The sequence below is a fragment of the Pseudomonas sp. EMN2 genome (assembly GCF_009650555.1).
In the GTDB taxonomy this organism is placed as follows: domain Bacteria; phylum Pseudomonadota; class Gammaproteobacteria; order Pseudomonadales; family Pseudomonadaceae; genus Aquipseudomonas; species Aquipseudomonas sichuanensis.
On the sequence record NZ_VZZR01000030.1, the window covers coordinates 24,361 to 41,015 of the forward strand.

Consider the following 16,655-nt stretch of genomic DNA (forward strand, 5'->3'; position numbering starts at 1 on the left):
GTTCCCAGCCCCGCTTGTAGCCGTGTTCGTCGATATTGGTAGCCGGTTTCTCTAATGCCAGTTTCACGCCGCTTTCCCTCTATCGAGCTTGGGATCGTTCCTCTAGCTTCGCTTTCACAAGTTTCCAACCCACCTGTAATTCGGGGGTGCTGGAGATGCCAATCATGGAAGTGAATGCAGTTTGAGGGATGGGTATGAACGATCTACCTGCATGGCGTTTGGTGTTTTGCACATTGCTGGGCAGCTTTGGCAGCGTATTGGCCTGGGCCTCGTCCGGCGACCAGGAACTGATCCGCGAACGGCAGAACCGCCTGATCGAAGAGCAGCATCGGCGCCTCGAAGAGTTGCGCAGCCTGCCCGGCAAGACCGAAGGCCCGGCACCCCTGGAGCGCGCAACGGCGCAGCGCTGCTTTGATATCCGCAGCATCGACTTCAAGGGCGCCGACAGCCTGTCGGCGGCCGACCGTGCGCAGCTACTCAAGCCCTTCATTGGCCAGTGCCTGGGCGTCAGCCAACTCAACGACCTGCTCAAGGCCATCACCAACCTTTACTTGGAGCGCGGCATGGTCACCAGCCGTGCCTACCTGCCGCAGCAGGACCTCTCCGCCGGCCACCTGCAGGTACTGGTGGTGGAAGGCCGGCTCGAAGGCCTGCGCCCGGCCGAGGGCAGTGGCCTGTCCACCCGCGAGCTGGGCATGACCTTCCCCGGCAGCCGTGACGAGTCGCTGAACCTGCGCGAGATCGAGCAGATGGTCGACCAGCTCAACCGGCTGCCGTCGAACCAGGCGCAAATGGAACTGGCCCCCGGCAAGGCGGTCGGCGGCACCGAGGTGCTGGTGCGCAACCAGCCACAAAAGCCCTGGCGCGCCTCGTTGTCGCGCAACAACGAAGGCCAGCCGACCGGCGAGCAGATGCTCAACCTAGGCCTGGAGTGGGACAGCCCGCTGGGCCTGGCCGACCAGTTGGTGCTGCGTGGCGGCCACGACGTGGTCAGCGACCATACCCAGGGTTCGAAGAACGGCATGCTCTGGTACAACCTGCCCTGGGGCTGGTGGAACTTCAGCTACAGCTACAGCGAGAGCGAATACCGCTCGCCGATCTTCGCCCAGGGCTTTGCCTTCAAGCAGAGCGGCGACAGCCAGAGCCACCAGCTGCGCGCCGAGCGCGTGGTGCACCGCGACGCCACCAGCAAGACCTCGCTCAGTGCCGGTGTGTCCCACCTGCGCACCAACAACTACATCGAAGTCAGCCGCCTGCGTGGCAGCAGCAACCGCCTCAGTGAAGCGCAGTTCGGCATCAACCATGGCCGGCGCCTGGGCAACGCCTTCGTCAACCTCGACCTGGGCCTGCAGCAAGGCACCGGCGCCTTCGATGCCCAGGACAACGGCCACCCGCGGCCGGGCGAGCCGGTGGCGCGCTATCGCAAGTACGGCGCCGCCGTCAGCTTCATCCAGGGCTTCAAGCTATGGGGCGAGCAACTGAGCTTCAGCAGCTTGGCCACCGGGCAGCACAGCGAGGACGTGCTGTTCAGCCCGCAGCGCATCAGCCTGGGCGGGCTGGGCTCGATCCGCGGCCTGCGCGAGCAGTCGCTGGCGGGCGACAGCGGCGGTTACTGGCGCAGCGACCTGCGCTGGACCCGCCCGCTGGATCGGCAGCCACTGCGTGCGGTGTTCAACCAGTACGGGATGGGCCTGGGCTACGACGTCGGGGTGATCAGCAATGACCGCTACAACGGCGAATTCCACGGCCGTGCCAGCAGCCATGCGCTGGAACTGTTCGCCCGGGGCGAGCACGTCGGCGCCAGCGTGACCTTTGCCCACACCCTGGAGCGCCCCGGCGTGCTGACCGAGAAAGAACGCCCGGTGTTCTTCCGCCTCGACTTCCTCATCTGAAACCCTGATTCGCGAGACCTGACATGGACGTTCGCTTCTTTGCCTTCCTGGCTGGCCGCCCCTCGGCCGTCATTCAGCCCCGTGAGCAGTTCTGCGGCTTGCCCAAGCGTGCCCTGGCCTTGCTGCTGGCCAACGTCATGTTCTGGCAGCCGCTGTGGGCCCAGGCCGACGGCATCGCGGTAAGCGGGCCGGGCACCAGCTTCGGCCAGGCCGGTAACGGCGTGCCCATCGTCAACATCGCCGCGCCCAACGGTAGCGGCTTGTCGCACAACCAGTTCAGCGACTACAACGTCGGCCGCGAAGGCCTGATCCTCAACAACGCCACCGGGCGCACCCAGAGCACGCAGCTGGGCGGGATCATCCTCGGCAACCCCAACCTGCAGGGCATGGCGGCGAGCACCATCCTCAACGAGGTCACCGGCAGCAACCCCAGCCAGCTGCGCGGCTTCACCGAAGTGGCCGGGCAGGGCGCCCGGGTCATCGTCGCCAACCCCCACGGCATCACCTGCGACGGCTGTGGCTTCATCAATACCCCGCGGGTGACCCTGAGCACCGGCAAGCCGGTCCTTGACGGCAACGGCCAGGTACGCAGCTACCAGGTCGATGGCGGCGCCATCGCCATCGAAGGCCGCGGGCTGGATGCGCGCAACGTCGACCGCTTCGAACTGATCACCCGCAGTGCCAAGGTCAACGCCAAGCTGCACGCCAAACAGCTGGACATCGTTACCGGGCGCAACGACGTCGATGCCAACACCCTCAAGGCCACTGCCCGTACCAGCGACGGCAGCGCGGCGTCGAGCCTGGCCATCGACAGTACGGCGCTGGGCGGCATGTATGCCGGGGCGATCCGCCTGGTGGGCACCGAGCAAGGCGTGGGTGTACGCCTGGCCGGCGACATGGCGGTGGATGCCGGCGACCTGGACATCGACGCCAGCGGCAAGCTGACCATGGCCAACGCCAGTGCTGGCCGCGACGTGAACATCAAGGCCGACGAAGTGGAGCTGACCGGCAATACCTATGCCGGGCGCAACGCCAGTGTGAGCAGCGCAGGTGATGTAGAGGTGCGCCAAAGCCTGGCGGCGCGCCAGCACTTGACGGTGGACGGTGCGCAGGTGCGCAACCAAGGGGTGATCGAGGCCGGGGTCGAGGCGGACAAGCGCCGCAACGACAGCGCCGATCTGAGCCTCACCAGCAGCGGCCTGGTCAACACCGGCCAGATCGTGGCCAGCCGTGACCTGACGGTGAAAGTCAGCGACACCTTGGTGAACAGCGGCGGTCTCCAGGGCCAGCGTCAGACCGTGGTGGCCGACACGCTGGACAATCGCGGCGGCAAGGTGCTGGCGGACCGCGAGCTGAAGGTCACCAACCGGGTGCTGGACAACCGCGTCGGCGGCACCCTGAGCAGCGACGGCAGCACCACGGTGACCGCGCGCGAGCGCCTGGACAACCAGGGCGGCCGGGTGGTCGGCGTAAGCGAATTGCAGGTAATCGGCGGCGAAGTCAACAATGGCGCCAAGGGGCTGATCGGCAGTGATGGGCAACTGACCGTTGACGTCGCGCAACTGAACAACCAAGGCGGCACGCTCTCCGCCAGCCAGCAGCAGCTCAAGGGCGGAGGCCTGAACAACCAGGGCGGCAGCGTGGTGGGCAACACCGTCGAGGCCACTTTCGACCGACTCGACAACCAGGGCGGCAGCCTGGTCGCCCGCGAGGGTGAGGCGACCGTCACCGCCCGCCAGCAGCTGAACAACGGCGGCGGTACGCTGCAGGCCAAGACCCACCTGCGGGTCAACGGCGGCGAGCTGCTCAACCAGGGCGGCGTGCTGTTGGGCGCCAGCGTCAGCCTCGATGGCACGTCCCTTGACAACAGCCAGAAAGGCCGGGTGGTGGCCGAAGACGGGGCGTTGACCGTCAAGACCAGCGGGGCCGTGAACAACAGTGGCGGGCGCTTGCAGGCGACTGTCGCGAACGTGGACATCAGCGCCGCCAGCCTGGATAACCAGAGCGGCGTGGTGGTCGGGCAGAAGGCCGTGAAGGTCACTGCCAGCAACGGCACCCTCGACAACCGCGCCGGCCAGTTGCTGGGCAGCCGCCTGGAGCTGACCGCCGACACCGTCGACAACCGGGTCGGTGGGCAGGTGCTGGCCGGCAGCGAGGGCCTGCTGATCAAGGCCAGCACCGTGCGCAACCAGCAAGGCAAGCTGTTGGCCGGTGGCTCGCTGGCCGAGCTGCTGCTCGGGTCAGGTCGCCTGGAGAACCAGCAGGGCAACCTGACCGCCAGCGCCATCACCTTGGTGGCCGGCGATGCCGACAACAGCGGCGGTACCCTGGCCAGCTTGGCGGGCAACCAGCAGCTGACCGTGCAGCGCCTGATCAACCGTGGCGGTCTGATCGAAGCCAGTCAGGCCGTCGAGCTCGATGGCCTGACCCTGGACAACAGCCAGAGCGGGCGAGTTATCGCCCATGCCGGCGACAAGACCCGCATCGAGTTGGGCGGCGAACTGGACAACCGCGGCGGGCGCATCGCCAGCGCCACCACCGACCTTGAGGTCAAGGCCGCCAGCCTGTTGAACCAGGGCGGCACCCTCGAACACGTGGCCCAGGGCAACCTGCTGATGAAGGCGGCCAGCTTCAGCAGCAACCAGGGAACGGTCAGTGGCCTGGGCAGCGGCACCTGGACCTTCGGCAGCGTCGACGGCGTCGGCACCTGGCACACCAATGCCGGCCTGGACATCAGCGGCCTGCAGCACCTGACCCTGAACAACGGCGAGCGCATCGCCAGCGCCGGCGACCTGCGCCTGGCCGGCGTGCAACTGACCAATGCCGGAGAGCTGGTTAGCGACGGCAAGCTGACCCTGGAAATGACTGGTGACCTGCTCAACCAGGGCCTGTTCTCCAGCCTGAAGGCCATGGGCATCAGCGGCAACAACCTGACCCAAGACGGTGGCCGCATCGCCAGCAAGGAGGCGATGGCGCTGACGCTGGACGGTGCGTTGAGCAACCGTGGCCGGTTGACCAGCCGCCAGACCCTGGACATCACCGCCGCCAGCATCGACAACCAGGGCACCCTCGGCGCCCAGGGCAAGACCACCCTGCATGCCCGTGGGGCGATCAGCAACCAGCAGGACAGCCTGCTGTTCGCCGGCGGCTCGATGGAGCTGCGCGGCGTGAGCCTGCTTAACCATTACGGCGACATCTACAGCAAGGGCGACCTGAGTTTTGCAGCACTCGACGGTGGCAAGGCTGCCAGCTTGAGGAACCTCTCGGGCAGCATCGAGAGCGAGGGCAACATCGACATCAAAGTCGATTACCTGGAGAACGCGAAGGCGAAATTCGTCCACGGCGAAACCATCGCCAGCCGTTTCATCCGCATCAACTGCACCGACTGCAGCGGTGGCCGCCACACGGGCACCTACATCGTTACGACGACCTACAAAGGCACAGTGGCCAGCGACTCTCCCGCTGCACGCTTGCTGGCCAACCGTGACCTGACCCTTGAGGCCACCACGGTGGACAACCGCCAGAGCCTGCTGGCGGCCAACGGCAATCTTACGGCCGAGGCCCGGAACTTCTATAACCGTGGCCTGACGCTGGACAACCGGATCGAGGAAGTCAGCCATTGGCTGCCGGGTGTCAGCCAGAGCGCCTACCGCGCCGCCGAAGCCGCCACCCACGCTTGGAACGCGCTATACGCCGGGCTACCCATCGAGCAGCAGACGCCGCTCCCTACCGAGGTCACCCAGTACCCGGTGTCGAGCAGGACCAGCCAGGTACTGCCAGGTACCGATACTGCCTACGCTGGCAGCATCCAGGCTGGCGGTAAACTGGCGCTGAACGTCAGCAACGAACTGGTCAACGGCACCCTTGATGCGCATAGCCATATCCAGCTCACTGGCAAGGCGCTGGACAGCGCGGCAACAGGTGCGGGCGACATACAGGTCACCCTGGGCACCCAGGCTGGCGATCCGGGCCTGCCCACCGACGTCAAGCGGGTCGAAACCCTCGCTGCCGACGGCAGTACCCAGGTCAGCTTTGTCCCGGTCGATTTCAGCGGCACGCCTTTCGTTGGCGTCGACCCGACCGCGCTGCCGAGCTTCCGCCTGCCCCAGGGCGAGTACGGCCTGTTCGTCCGTAACCAGAATCCAACCGCCAGTTACCTGATCGAGACCAACCCCGAACTCACCGACCCGGGCCGTTTCATGGCCTCGGACTACTTGCTCGGCCAGCTTGGTTTTGACTCCGACCAGGCCTGGCGCCGTCTCGGTGACGGCCGCTACGAAACCCGCCTGGTCGCCGATGCGGTGCGTGCACAGACCGGCCAGCGCTTCCTCGCCGACGGGCTGAGCAGCGACTACGAGCAGTTCAAGTACCTGATGGACAACGCCGTGGCCAGCAAGGATGCCCTTGGGTTGGCCGTGGGCGTGCGTTTGAGTGAAGAGCAGGTCGCCGCGCTGAGCCATGACATCGTGTGGATGGAAGCGCGCGAGGTCGAGGGCGAGCAGGTACTCGCTCCGGTGCTTTACCTGGCCAAGGTCGATTCGCGCAACCTGCGCGGCGGTAGCTTGGTCCAGGGGCGTGACCTGCAACTGGTTACCGGCCACGACCTGAAGAACGTCGGCACCTTGCGGGCGAGCAATCACCTGATGGCCGTGGCTGGCGGCAGCCTGTACCAAGGCGGCCTGGCCCAGGCCAATGAACACCTGTCGCTGATGGCCCAGGACAGTATTCGTAATGCCCTGGCGGGCGAGATCCGTGGCAACCAGGTCGACCTGGTGGCGCTCAAGGGCGACATCCTCAATGACCGCACTGCCCTTGAAGCTGCAGTCGGTTCTGGCAGCCTGACCCGCGTGGATACCGGGTCGCTGGTCAGCGCGCGCGGAGGTCTGACGATGAATGCCGCCGGTGACCTGACCAACAAAGGTCGAATCAGCGCCGGGGGTGACCTGACCGCGCAGGCCGGTGGCGACCTCAACCTGCTCGCGGTACAGGACCGTACCGTCACCCGCGAAGCCCTGCGCCGTGGGCTGCGCACCGAAGAGACTGTGACCCACCTCGGGTCCAGCCTGGAAGCCGCCGGCAATGTCACGCTCAAGGCCGGCGGCAACCTCAATGTCGTGGCCAGTAGTGCCAAGGCCGGCAAAAACCTCGATGCCAGCGCGCAAGGCGACATCAATGTCATTGCCGACGAGGAGGTGCACAACGTCGAGAGCCGTTACAAGCGGGGCGCCAAGAAGGTCCACGAAGTCGATGGACACAGCCGCCAGGTCGCCGCCAGCCTGACTGCCGGCGAGGATCTGGAGATCAGGGCCGGTCATGACGTCAACTTGGTCGCCAGCAAGCTCAAGGCCGGTGACGAGGCCTATCTCTACGCCGGTAACGACCTCAACCTGATTGCCGGCCAGGAGCGTGACTACACGCTCTACGACATGAAGAAAAAGGGTAGTTGGGGCAGCAAGCAGGCCCGGCGCGACGAAGTCACCCAGATCACCCATGTCGGCACCGAAATCACCAGCGGTGGCGACCTGACGCTGGAGAGTGGGCGGGACCAGTTGTACCAGATGGCCAAGCTCGACAGTGGCAAAGACATCAACCTGGTCAGTGGCGGCGCGATCACCTTCGAAGGAGTGAAGGACCTGCATGAGCAGAGCCATACCAAATCCAGCAACAACGCATTCTGGATCTCCGCCAAAGGCAAAGGCAGCACCGACGAGACGCTGCGCCAGACACAGATGCGGGCCGCTGGCGCCATCACCATCAAGGCCGTCGAAGGGCTGCGCATTGACCTGAAGCAGGTTGACCAGCAGACGGTCAGCCAGGCCATCGACGCGATGGTCGCCGCTGACCCCCAGATGGCCTGGATCAAGGCCGCGCAGCAGCGCGGGGATGTTGACTGGCGCCTGGTCAGGGAAGTCCACGAATCCTTCAAGTACGACACTTCGGGCCTGGGGCCGGCCTCGCAGCTGATCATCGCCATCGCGCTGGCGGCGGTGATGGGGCCGATGATGGCCGGCATGGGCACCATGGTGCAGGCGGGAGCGATCAGTGTCGCCACCAAGGCGACGGTCAGCACCATCGACAACCGGGGCAACCTGGGCGCGACGTTCAAGGACATCACATCAAGTGACAGCATCAAGGGTTATGCAGTCTCGGTCGCGACTGCCGGCGCAGCCCAAAGCCTGGGGTATGACCCAGGCGCCATGGGTTTCAATAGCGCAAGCCTGAAAACCGTGATGCTGAAGGCGGCGGCGGACGCGACGATCAAGACCGCAGTCTACGGTGGCAGTTTCAAGGACAACCTCGGCAGCGCGCTGTTGAACACCGCCGCCAGCGCCGGTGGTGCAGTCGCTGCTGGCAAGATTGGCGATCTGGGGTGGGTCGACGGCAGCCTCGACAAAGTCCTGTTGCACGCCGCTCTGGGCGGCCTGATGGCCGAGGTCATGGGCAGTGACTTCCGTACCGGGGCCATCGCAGGCGGTGCCAACGAGGTGCTGGTGGGCGTGCTCGGCAACAAGCTCCTGCCGGCGAACCTGACACCGGGTACACCCGAGCATGTCCAGGCCCAGGCCAACCTGGTCGCATTGTCGAAAATTGTCGGTGTGCTGGGGGCGGCAGCTACCAAGGGTGACCTTGATCTTGCGGCGCAGGTGGCTGAGAACGGTACACGGTACAACCTTCTGGGAGACCATTCGGCCAAGCTGCGGGACGAGGCGAGGGAAAAATTTCGTCAGACCGGTGATCTGAACGCTGCACGCGAACTGATCAGGCTGGAAGGTGCGGACCAACGAAGTGACGAGCTGCGGGAGGCTTACAAGCGTGATCCTTCATCGCTTTCGCAGAATGAACTGGCCGAGTTCACCGCCTATTTGCAGGTATACGCCTACGAGCGGTTAAAGGCGGCGGGGCCCGAGAAGGCCCAAGCCAGCCTGACCAGTCTGCTCACAGGCGATCAGGTGTTCGGTTACGGCTACCCCTACGCCGGGAGCAAGGAGCACAAACTGGTCTGGGCCGATGCGCAGCGCAGTCAGTTGGGGTTGTTGGGGGCGCTTTGGCCGCACGAGAGGAGCATCGACGAGCGGACTTACCTGGACGCTAAACATGCGTTGCGCATTGGCCAAGAGCTTCAGGGAATGGCCAGCCTTGGCGATCCAGCCATCTATTTCCTGGGTGGATCGATTGGCAGTGCGATTCGGGCGACAGCGGCTACCAACGGCGCTCTGCAAGCCACGCAAGGGGCCAAACAGGCCTTCGAGGGGGACAAGTGGAATGCGGCCGGCAACATGGTATTTGGCCTATTGGGTATGGCCACGCTGGGTGTCAAGAACGGGGCTAGTACTGTCTTCAAGGGGGATTCGGGGGCGATAACTCCGTCCTCCCCAACGCCGTCTGAGCTGATTCAGCGGACCGGGTTATCGTTTTCCAGGGTAATCGGTCGCTTCGATCATGTTATCGATATTAGAGCTTCTGCGTCGGAGGGGCGTGTAAAAGGCGTTGATAAGCTTTTTGAAGCTGGTCGAACGCCAAAGGCTAGTGAGCTGAGGCAATATGCGGAAAACAAGGGCTGGAAAGCCACCCAGACCGATGGGGGGCCTCTAAAATACGTTGACGAAAATGGCGTTCCTCGTGTAACAATTAAACAAGGTAGCTCACGTGCTCCGGGAAGTGCTGGTCCGCATGTAGAGTTCAAAGACGCAACAGGCCAAAGAATAGATGCTTTTGGCAATCCGGTAACTAGGAAAAGCCCGGGAAATCACACTTCAATTGATTTTGATTTGTGAGGTTTTTATATGAATTATTATGAAGAGCCTTTGCTTTCAGATATTTACCTCGAAGATAGCTACGTATTGGCCATTGATGAAGGGGTGAATTCGCTGGTCTTTGAGTTAGAGGCTGTGCTTACTGAAAAGCACTCGAAATATGAGAAGCCTCAAGAGGGGGAATATTATTGCTATCGAAGGGTTTCGTTACGCTTTCTAAATGTAGGCGCTTTTGAGTGGCTAGATAGAAGGTTTTTAGTTTTTTCAGACTCGTCCGGTGAGTCTGATTATGGAAATATAGACAAATTTAATGGTGGGGATGGCTGGTATGCTTTGTCAGGCGATTGGGGGGCGGTTGTTATTAGAGGAGGAGATATAGAGGTCGTTATTACCGGTTAGCTGGTGCGAAAGCCGCAGGTGAGCTATAGATAATGCAGTGCATAATGCCGGCAGATATGCTGGATTGAAACTAGATCTCAAAGCAACTGAATCAGTAAATAATGCTGTCGGCAGTCTGCGAACGACGTGGCCGCTCCCGAGGAATTATGTTACTAACATTCACTCAGCCCCCTCCCTCATAATCCCCCCTTAATCACCATCCTGTGCAATACCCGCTTCCCCACCCCAGGAGCCCCCACCATGCACGTTCTACTCTGCGAGGACGACGACCTGATCGCCAGCGGCATCTGCGCCGGGCTCACGGCCCAGGGCTTCACCGTCGACCGGGTGGGCAATGCGTCACAGGCGCGGCAGATGCTGCAGGCTGCGCAGTTCGATGTGATTATCCTCGACCTGGGCCTGCCCGACGAGGACGGCCTGAAGCTGCTGCGTCGCCTGCGCCAGCAGGGCGAGGCGCTGCCGGTGCTGGTGCTGACCGCGCGGGATGCGGTCAGCGACCGGGTCGACGGGCTGCAGGCCGGCGCCGACGACTACCTGCTCAAGCCGTTCGACCTGCGAGAACTGGCGGCTCGCCTGCACACCCTGGTGCGGCGGGTGGCGGGGCGGGCGGTCAACGTGATCGAGCATGGCCCGCTGTGTTATGACCCGAGCAGTTGCATGGCTACCCTGGCCGGGCAGCCGGTCGACTTGTCGCGGCGCGAGCAGGCACTGTTGCAGGCGCTGTTGCAGAACCCCGGGCGGGTGCTGTCCAGCGAACAGCTCAAGGACTGCGTCTACGGCTTCAGCGACGAGGTCGAGAGCAATGCGTTGAACGTGCATATCCACCACCTGCGGCGCAAATTGGGCAATGGCATCGTCGAGACGGTGCGCGGGCTGGGCTATCGGCTGGGGCCGGCGCAGGCGCCGGAGGGGGCTTCGTCATGAGCTTGCGGGTGCGGCTGTCGCTGATTCTTGGCAGCGTGTTCATCATCATCTGGGCGTTGGCGGCGGCGTGGATGTTGCGCGACCTGCGTCAGCAGATGATGTTTTCCCTTGACCAACGCCTGGTGGCCTCGGCACGCATGGTCGCCGGGCTCATCGACCAGTTGCCGCAGCCGCTGGCGGCCAAGGGCGAGGAGGCGCATTTTGCCGCCGACCAGCTGAGCGTGCCGGACGGCATGGCCTGCCAGGTCAGCTCGCTGCGCGGTGAGGTGCTGGCCAGTAATCACAAGCACGACGGGGCGATGGACGATCAGCGCAGCGGCTTCCGTGACCAGACCATCGAGGGCGCCTCCTGGCGCACCTTCACCTACAACCACGGCGATGTACGGATCACCACGGCTGACCGCCACCAGGAGCGCGAGGCGCTGAACCAGTCGATCCTGCTGGCCGCCTCGGCGCCAGTGCTGATGGCCTTGCTGGGTAGCCTGGGGCTGCTGTGGATCGGCCTGGGCAAAGGCCTGGAACCGCTCAACCGCATGCGCGACGCGTTGCGCAGGCGGCGCGCCGACAGTGTCGAGCCGTTGCAGGTGGCGGGCCTGCCCAGCGAACTGCAGCCGTTGCTCGACACCCAGAACCAGCTGTTCCTGCGCATTGCCCAGACCCTCGAGCGCGAGCGGCGCCTGACCGACGATGCCGCCCACGAGCTGCGCAGCCCGCTGACCGCGATCAAGACCCACCTGCAAGTGGCCCGCATGACCGACGGCGCGGTACGCGAGCAGGCGCTGGAGCATGCCGAGCAAGGCGCCGACCGCATGCACCGCACACTGGAACAACTGCTGATGCTGGCCCGGGTCGAGGGCAGCCTATCGTTCGACGACGGCGTACAGTGCAGCGCCGAGCAGGTGGCCTTGCAGGCGGTTCAGGACGCAGGCGGTGGTGATAACCGGCGCATCCTGCTGCGTTTGCCCCAGGAGGCGGCCAAGGTCTACCTCGGCATGCCGGCGCCCTTGGCGGTGGCGGCGCTGCGTAACCTGCTGGACAACGCCCTGCGTCACGGTGGCGATGCGGCGGTGGAGCTGGAAGTGCAGACGCAGGATGGGCAGGTGGGTTTCATGGTGCGCGACCATGGCCCAGGGATTGCCCAGGAAGACCTCGAGCACCTCACCGAACGCTTCTGGCGCAACAGCCAGAGTGGTGGATGCGGCCTGGGCCTGGCGATTGTCCAGGCCATTGCCCAGCGTTGCGCGGGCAGCCTGCGTTTCGACAGCCAGGCTGATGGGTTGCGGGTGTGGTTGAAGGTGCCGGCGCGCTCGGCCAGCTGAGCGGCGTTGGCTTCATCGCCGGCAAGCCGGCTCCCACAATGAACTTGCAAGGCCGCTCCTACACTGGAATCAGAGCGGCATTGCCACAACAAATCCCACGGCAAGCGCTAAATCCGTCCCTCGCCCAAGCGTTTTCCAAGCGATAACAACCCGACACACATCCGGTTACAGGGGCGTGGCGGGCACATTCGCTTGCTTGCGAGGGTTTTTCCGATGTCGACCGCTTCCAGCCTTGCTCAGGTCCTGCCGGCCAACGCGCCGCAGGCCCTGTATGAATTCAACGACTCGCCGCTGCTGCTGCGCCAACAGCAGCAGGAGTCCAACGCGCGCAGCTACCCGCGGCGCATCCCGCTGGCGCTCAAGCGCGCCCGTGGCCTTTTCGTCGAGGACGTCGAGGGCCGCCAGTTCATCGACTGCCTGGCCGGCGCCGGCACCCTGGCGCTGGGGCACAACCATCCGGTGGTGACCGAGGCGATCCAACGTGTGCTGGCCGATGAGCTGCCGCTGCACACCCTGGACCTGACCACCCCGGTCAAGGACCGTTTCGTCCAGGACCTGTTCGGGGTGCTGCCCGAGGCGCTGCGCAGCGAGGCGAAGATCCAGTTCTGCGGCCCGACCGGTACCGATGCGGTGGAAGCTGCATTGAAGCTGGTGCGTACCGCCACCGGGCGCAGCACGGTGCTGGCGTTCCAGGGGGCCTACCACGGCATGACCCAGGGCGCGCAGAGCCTGATGGGCAGCCTGGGGCCGAAAAAGCCGCTGAGCGCACTGCTCAACAATGGCGTGCAGTTCCTGCCATACCCTTACGACTACCGTTGCCCGTTCGGCCTGGGCGGCGAGGCGGGCGTGCGCGCCAACCTGCACTATCTGGAAAACCTGCTGAACGATCCCGAGGCCGGCGTTGCGCTGCCTGCGGCGGTGATCGTCGAGGTGGTGCAGGGCGAAGGCGGCGTGATCCCGGCGGACATCGAGTGGCTGCGTGGCCTGCGCCGTATCACCGAGCAGGCCGGAGTGGCGCTGATCGTCGATGAGATCCAGAGCGGCTTTGCCCGTACCGGGCGGATGTTTGCCTTCGAGCATGCCGGCATCGTCCCGGATGTGGTCACGCTGTCGAAAGCCATCGGTGGCAGCCTGCCGCTGGCGGTGATGGTCTACCGTGACTGGCTCGACCAGTGGTTGCCGGGCGCGCATGCCGGCACCTTCCGCGGCAACCAGATGGCCATGGCCGCAGGCTCGGCGGTAATCAACTACCTGGTCGAGCACCGTCTGTGCGAGCACGCCGAGGCCATGGGCCAACGCCTGCGTGGCCACCTGCAACGCCTGCAGCAGGATTATCCGCAGCTGGGCGACATTCGTGGTCGTGGCTTGATGCTGGGGGTGGAGCTTGTGGACCCGGCCGGCAAACTCGATGCCCAGGGCCATCCGCCGGCCTGTCGCACCCTGGCGCCGAAGGTGCAGCGTGAATGCCTGCGCCGTGGGTTGATCCTCGAGCTGGGCGGGCGACATGGCGCGGTGGTGCGCTTCCTGCCGCCGTTGATCATCAGCGCCGAGCAGATCGACGAAGTGGCGGGGCGGTTTGCCGAAGCGGTGCGGGCGGCGGTTGCTGCAGGTTGAAGTGAACCATGACAACCACTGGGGCCGCGTAATGCGGCCCCAGTGGTTTTCAGTCCAGTACCCGCCCGGCGCGCCAGTAGCCCATCAGCGTCAGGCTTTCGCGTGGCAGGCCGCGCGTCTTGATCAGGTGTCGGCGGATATCCATCACCGCTCCTGATTCACCGGCGATCCAGGCATGGAAACCATTGCTCTCGCCACTGGCCAGTTCCCAGAGCAGCTGTGTGTCGATGTCAACGTCCTCCAGCGTGCCCGACACTGTGCTGCGCGCAGCGGGCAGGCTGGCCAGCTCCTGTACGGCGTGACGCATGGCCTGGCCGTGCTCGCTGCGCAGCAGGTCGCGGGGCAGCCAGTGCAGGCGAGTCGCCGGGCTGTGGCGCAGGGGCAGGCAGTCGTCTTCCAGGGGCACTTCGATGAAGGCTTCGACCGCCAGCTCGGGGGCAGTATCGGCCAGCTGTTCGAGGATACCGGCGATGGCCGGCAGGGCGGTTTCGTCGCCCACCAGCAAAATGTGCCGGGCGTTGTGCGGAGGCTTCCATTCATAGCCGCCTGGGTCGCCGGCATAGGCCAGGTTGGGGGCGACCATCTGCAGGCGGTCGCCGATGCTGGCGGTGGTCGCCCAGGCCGACGCCGGGCCGTTCACCCCATGCAGGACGAAGTCCACATCCACTTCACAGGTTTCTCGGCGCAGGGCGCGAATGGTGTAGGTGCGCATCGGCGGCGTGTCCTGCGGCGCCAGGTGGCGGCGCGCCTGTTGCCACTGGCCGTCCTTGGGCAGGTTGGGCGCAGCGCCCGCAGGGGTGGGGAAGAACAGTTTGATGCGCTGGTCGGGGGCCAGGGTGGTCATCTGGGCCACGTCAGGGCCGCTGAAGACGAAGCGGCACAGCGAGGGGCTCAGGGCCACGATGGCCTTGAGCTCGATGTCGAAGATCCGGTAGGCAGTGGCCTTGCTGGGGCGGATCAGGCGGGCAAGCAGGGAGGTCATGGGGGTACCTCTGGCAACGGGAGATACTCAACAGACGAGCGCCTTGGCCGCTAAATTTACCCGGCCGAGATCCGTCCTAGCTTGGATAGAAGCCGCGGCACGCGGAGACGGATTGAGGCGCAATGACAATTTCTCGACGAGGATTCATCGCAGGCCTGGCGGTAGCGGGCGCTGCCGGCACGGCGGCCTATTACGCGCACAAGGAGCTGACCCACGATCCACAGGACGATGTGGTCACGCCGGGCGAGGCCAGCGTCGAGCTGGCCGACGCTGCCGGGCAGGTGCTGGCAGACTTGCTGCGTGGGGTCTGGGACATCCGCTTTGCCGGCGCCGATGGTGGCCTTGACGGCCTGCCCAAGGAAGGGGTGGAGATGTTCCTCGATGTCGCCACCAAGGGTCGCGGGTTACGGGGTTTCGTCGATACCGGCGAGCGCCTGCGTGGCGACGGCGAGGCGGCCTACCGGGTGCTTGGCGACCTGGTGGGTGCCAGCAGCGGCCAGGTGCGCTGGCGCTTGATCGGCCAGCACGGCGGCCCGGGCTATGAATGCGTGGCCAGCCTCGATGAGGTGTGGGGCACCTTTGCCAATGCCGGCCCAGGCACCCTCAGTGGCCGCATCCAGCGCCTGGACCGCCCGCTGACGCTGCCGTTGCAGGACAGCCGCTTCGTCGCGGTCAAGCGCCCATTCCCCGAAGCGCGCGAGCGCCTGCCCTACACCGCGCAGATGCAGGATTGGGTGATCGGCGCCGAGCATCGGCTGTTCCACCAGCTCTGGCACGCGACCCGCGATCAGTGGCACAAGCTGCCCGTGGAGAAGCACAACGCGCTGCGTGGCCTGGGCTGGCAGCCCGGCCCGCGCGACCGCGAGCGCGATGCCCGTGGCCCGCGCAAGCACCGCAATGGTTCAGGCATCGACTTCTTGTTCATGCATCGGCACATGCTGATGCATGCCCGCACCCTGCAGGACCTGCCGTCCTGGCAGCGTTTCCCGCTGCCGCAACCGAGCGTGGAGTTCGACCGCGCAGGCTTTGCCCGCTACCACGACAACCACGACGGCCACCGCGTGCCGCCCAGTTGGCAGGCGCCCGAGGACGAGGCCTACGGCCAGTGGGTGGCGGCGATCAAGGCGGGTGAAACGTTCTGCAGCAACTTCCAGGTGTGGGAGTCGCAATACCAGGACCCGCAGTACCTGTCGAAGCTATCGCTGGGGGCCTTCGGCTCCGAGCTTGAGATGAATCTGCACGACTGGTTGCACATGTGCTGGGCGTCGGTGCCGCGTGACCCGATCAACAGCGCGCCGGTGCCCTTCGCCCGCGACCCTGCGGACTTCGCCGCGCGCTGGTTCGAGCGTGAAAACGATTTTCTCGGTGACCCGTTCTCGTCCCACGTCAACCCGGTGTTCTGGGCCTTCCATGGCTGGATCGACGACCGCATCGACGACTGGTTCCGCGCCCACGAGCGCTATCACCCTGGCCAGGTTCGGCGCCAGCAGGTCAATGGTGTGGCCTGGTTCGCCCCTGGCCGTTGGGTGGAGGTCGATGACCCGTGGCTGGGGCCGGATACCCATGGCTGCAGCACCGAGCCGGGCACGCGCCCGGGCAAGTCGGTGGAGATGGATGTGGAGGTCATGAAGCTGGCGTTGCGCATCACCTTCGGTGAGGACGACAAGATCGACGGGTTGCTGCGCAAGGTGCCGCAACGGCCCTGGTATGCGCGGCACCTGTCGATGAAGAACATCGCGACTTGATGTGTAGGAGCGGCCTTGTGCCGCGA

General features: G+C 64.9%; 8 protein-coding genes. 7 read left to right on the top strand and 1 reads right to left on the bottom strand.

All coding sequences use genetic code 11. From position 1 onward, the window contains the following. Window positions 1-194: 194 nt before the first annotated feature. From F6X61_RS10420 to F6X61_RS10445, 6 genes are all read left to right on the top strand, one after another. On the top strand, window positions 195-1,892 hold the full coding sequence (locus tag F6X61_RS10420; RefSeq protein ID WP_371923685.1) for a ShlB/FhaC/HecB family hemolysin secretion/activation protein: 1,698 nt from the start codon (window positions 195-197) through the stop codon (window positions 1,890-1,892). Between the two features lie 23 nt (window positions 1,893-1,915). Further along, the gene (locus tag F6X61_RS10425) at window positions 1,916-9,667 is read left to right on the top strand and encodes a DUF637 domain-containing protein (RefSeq protein WP_153786570.1); all 7,752 of its coding nucleotides are present in this window, start codon (window positions 1,916-1,918) and stop codon (window positions 9,665-9,667) included. Window positions 9,668-9,676: 9 nt separating this feature from the next. Then, the gene (locus F6X61_RS10430) at window positions 9,677-10,045 is read left to right on the top strand and encodes a hypothetical protein (protein WP_153786571.1); all 369 of its coding nucleotides are present in this window, start codon (window positions 9,677-9,679) and stop codon (window positions 10,043-10,045) included. Window positions 10,046-10,285: 240 nt separating this feature from the next. Continuing rightward, the gene (locus tag F6X61_RS10435) at window positions 10,286-10,969 is read left to right on the top strand and encodes a response regulator transcription factor (protein WP_153786572.1); all 684 of its coding nucleotides are present in this window, start codon (window positions 10,286-10,288) and stop codon (window positions 10,967-10,969) included. Next, window positions 10,966-12,288, top strand: coding sequence for an ATP-binding protein (locus F6X61_RS10440; RefSeq protein WP_153786573.1), 1,323 nt, complete (start codon window positions 10,966-10,968; stop codon window positions 12,286-12,288). Before F6X61_RS10435 ends, F6X61_RS10440 begins: the two co-directional genes overlap by 4 nt. Before the next feature lie 213 nt (window positions 12,289-12,501). Then, window positions 12,502-13,902, top strand: coding sequence for an aspartate aminotransferase family protein (locus tag F6X61_RS10445; RefSeq protein ID WP_153786574.1), 1,401 nt, complete (start codon window positions 12,502-12,504; stop codon window positions 13,900-13,902). Window positions 13,903-13,951: 49 nt separating this feature from the next. Here F6X61_RS10445 and F6X61_RS10450 read toward each other — a convergent pair whose 3' ends face one another. Next, window positions 13,952-14,884 carry a siderophore-interacting protein gene (locus F6X61_RS10450; RefSeq protein ID WP_153786575.1) on the bottom strand — a complete coding sequence of 311 codons (933 nt, stop codon included), beginning with the start codon at window positions 14,882-14,884 and terminating at the stop codon, window positions 13,952-13,954. 122 nt (window positions 14,885-15,006) lie between these two features. Between F6X61_RS10450 and F6X61_RS10455 the strand changes: the two genes are divergently transcribed. Next, the gene (locus tag F6X61_RS10455; protein WP_153786576.1) at window positions 15,007-16,629 is read left to right on the top strand and encodes a twin-arginine translocation signal domain-containing protein; all 1,623 of its coding nucleotides are present in this window, start codon (window positions 15,007-15,009) and stop codon (window positions 16,627-16,629) included. The last annotated feature ends 26 nt before the right edge of the window (window positions 16,630-16,655 follow it).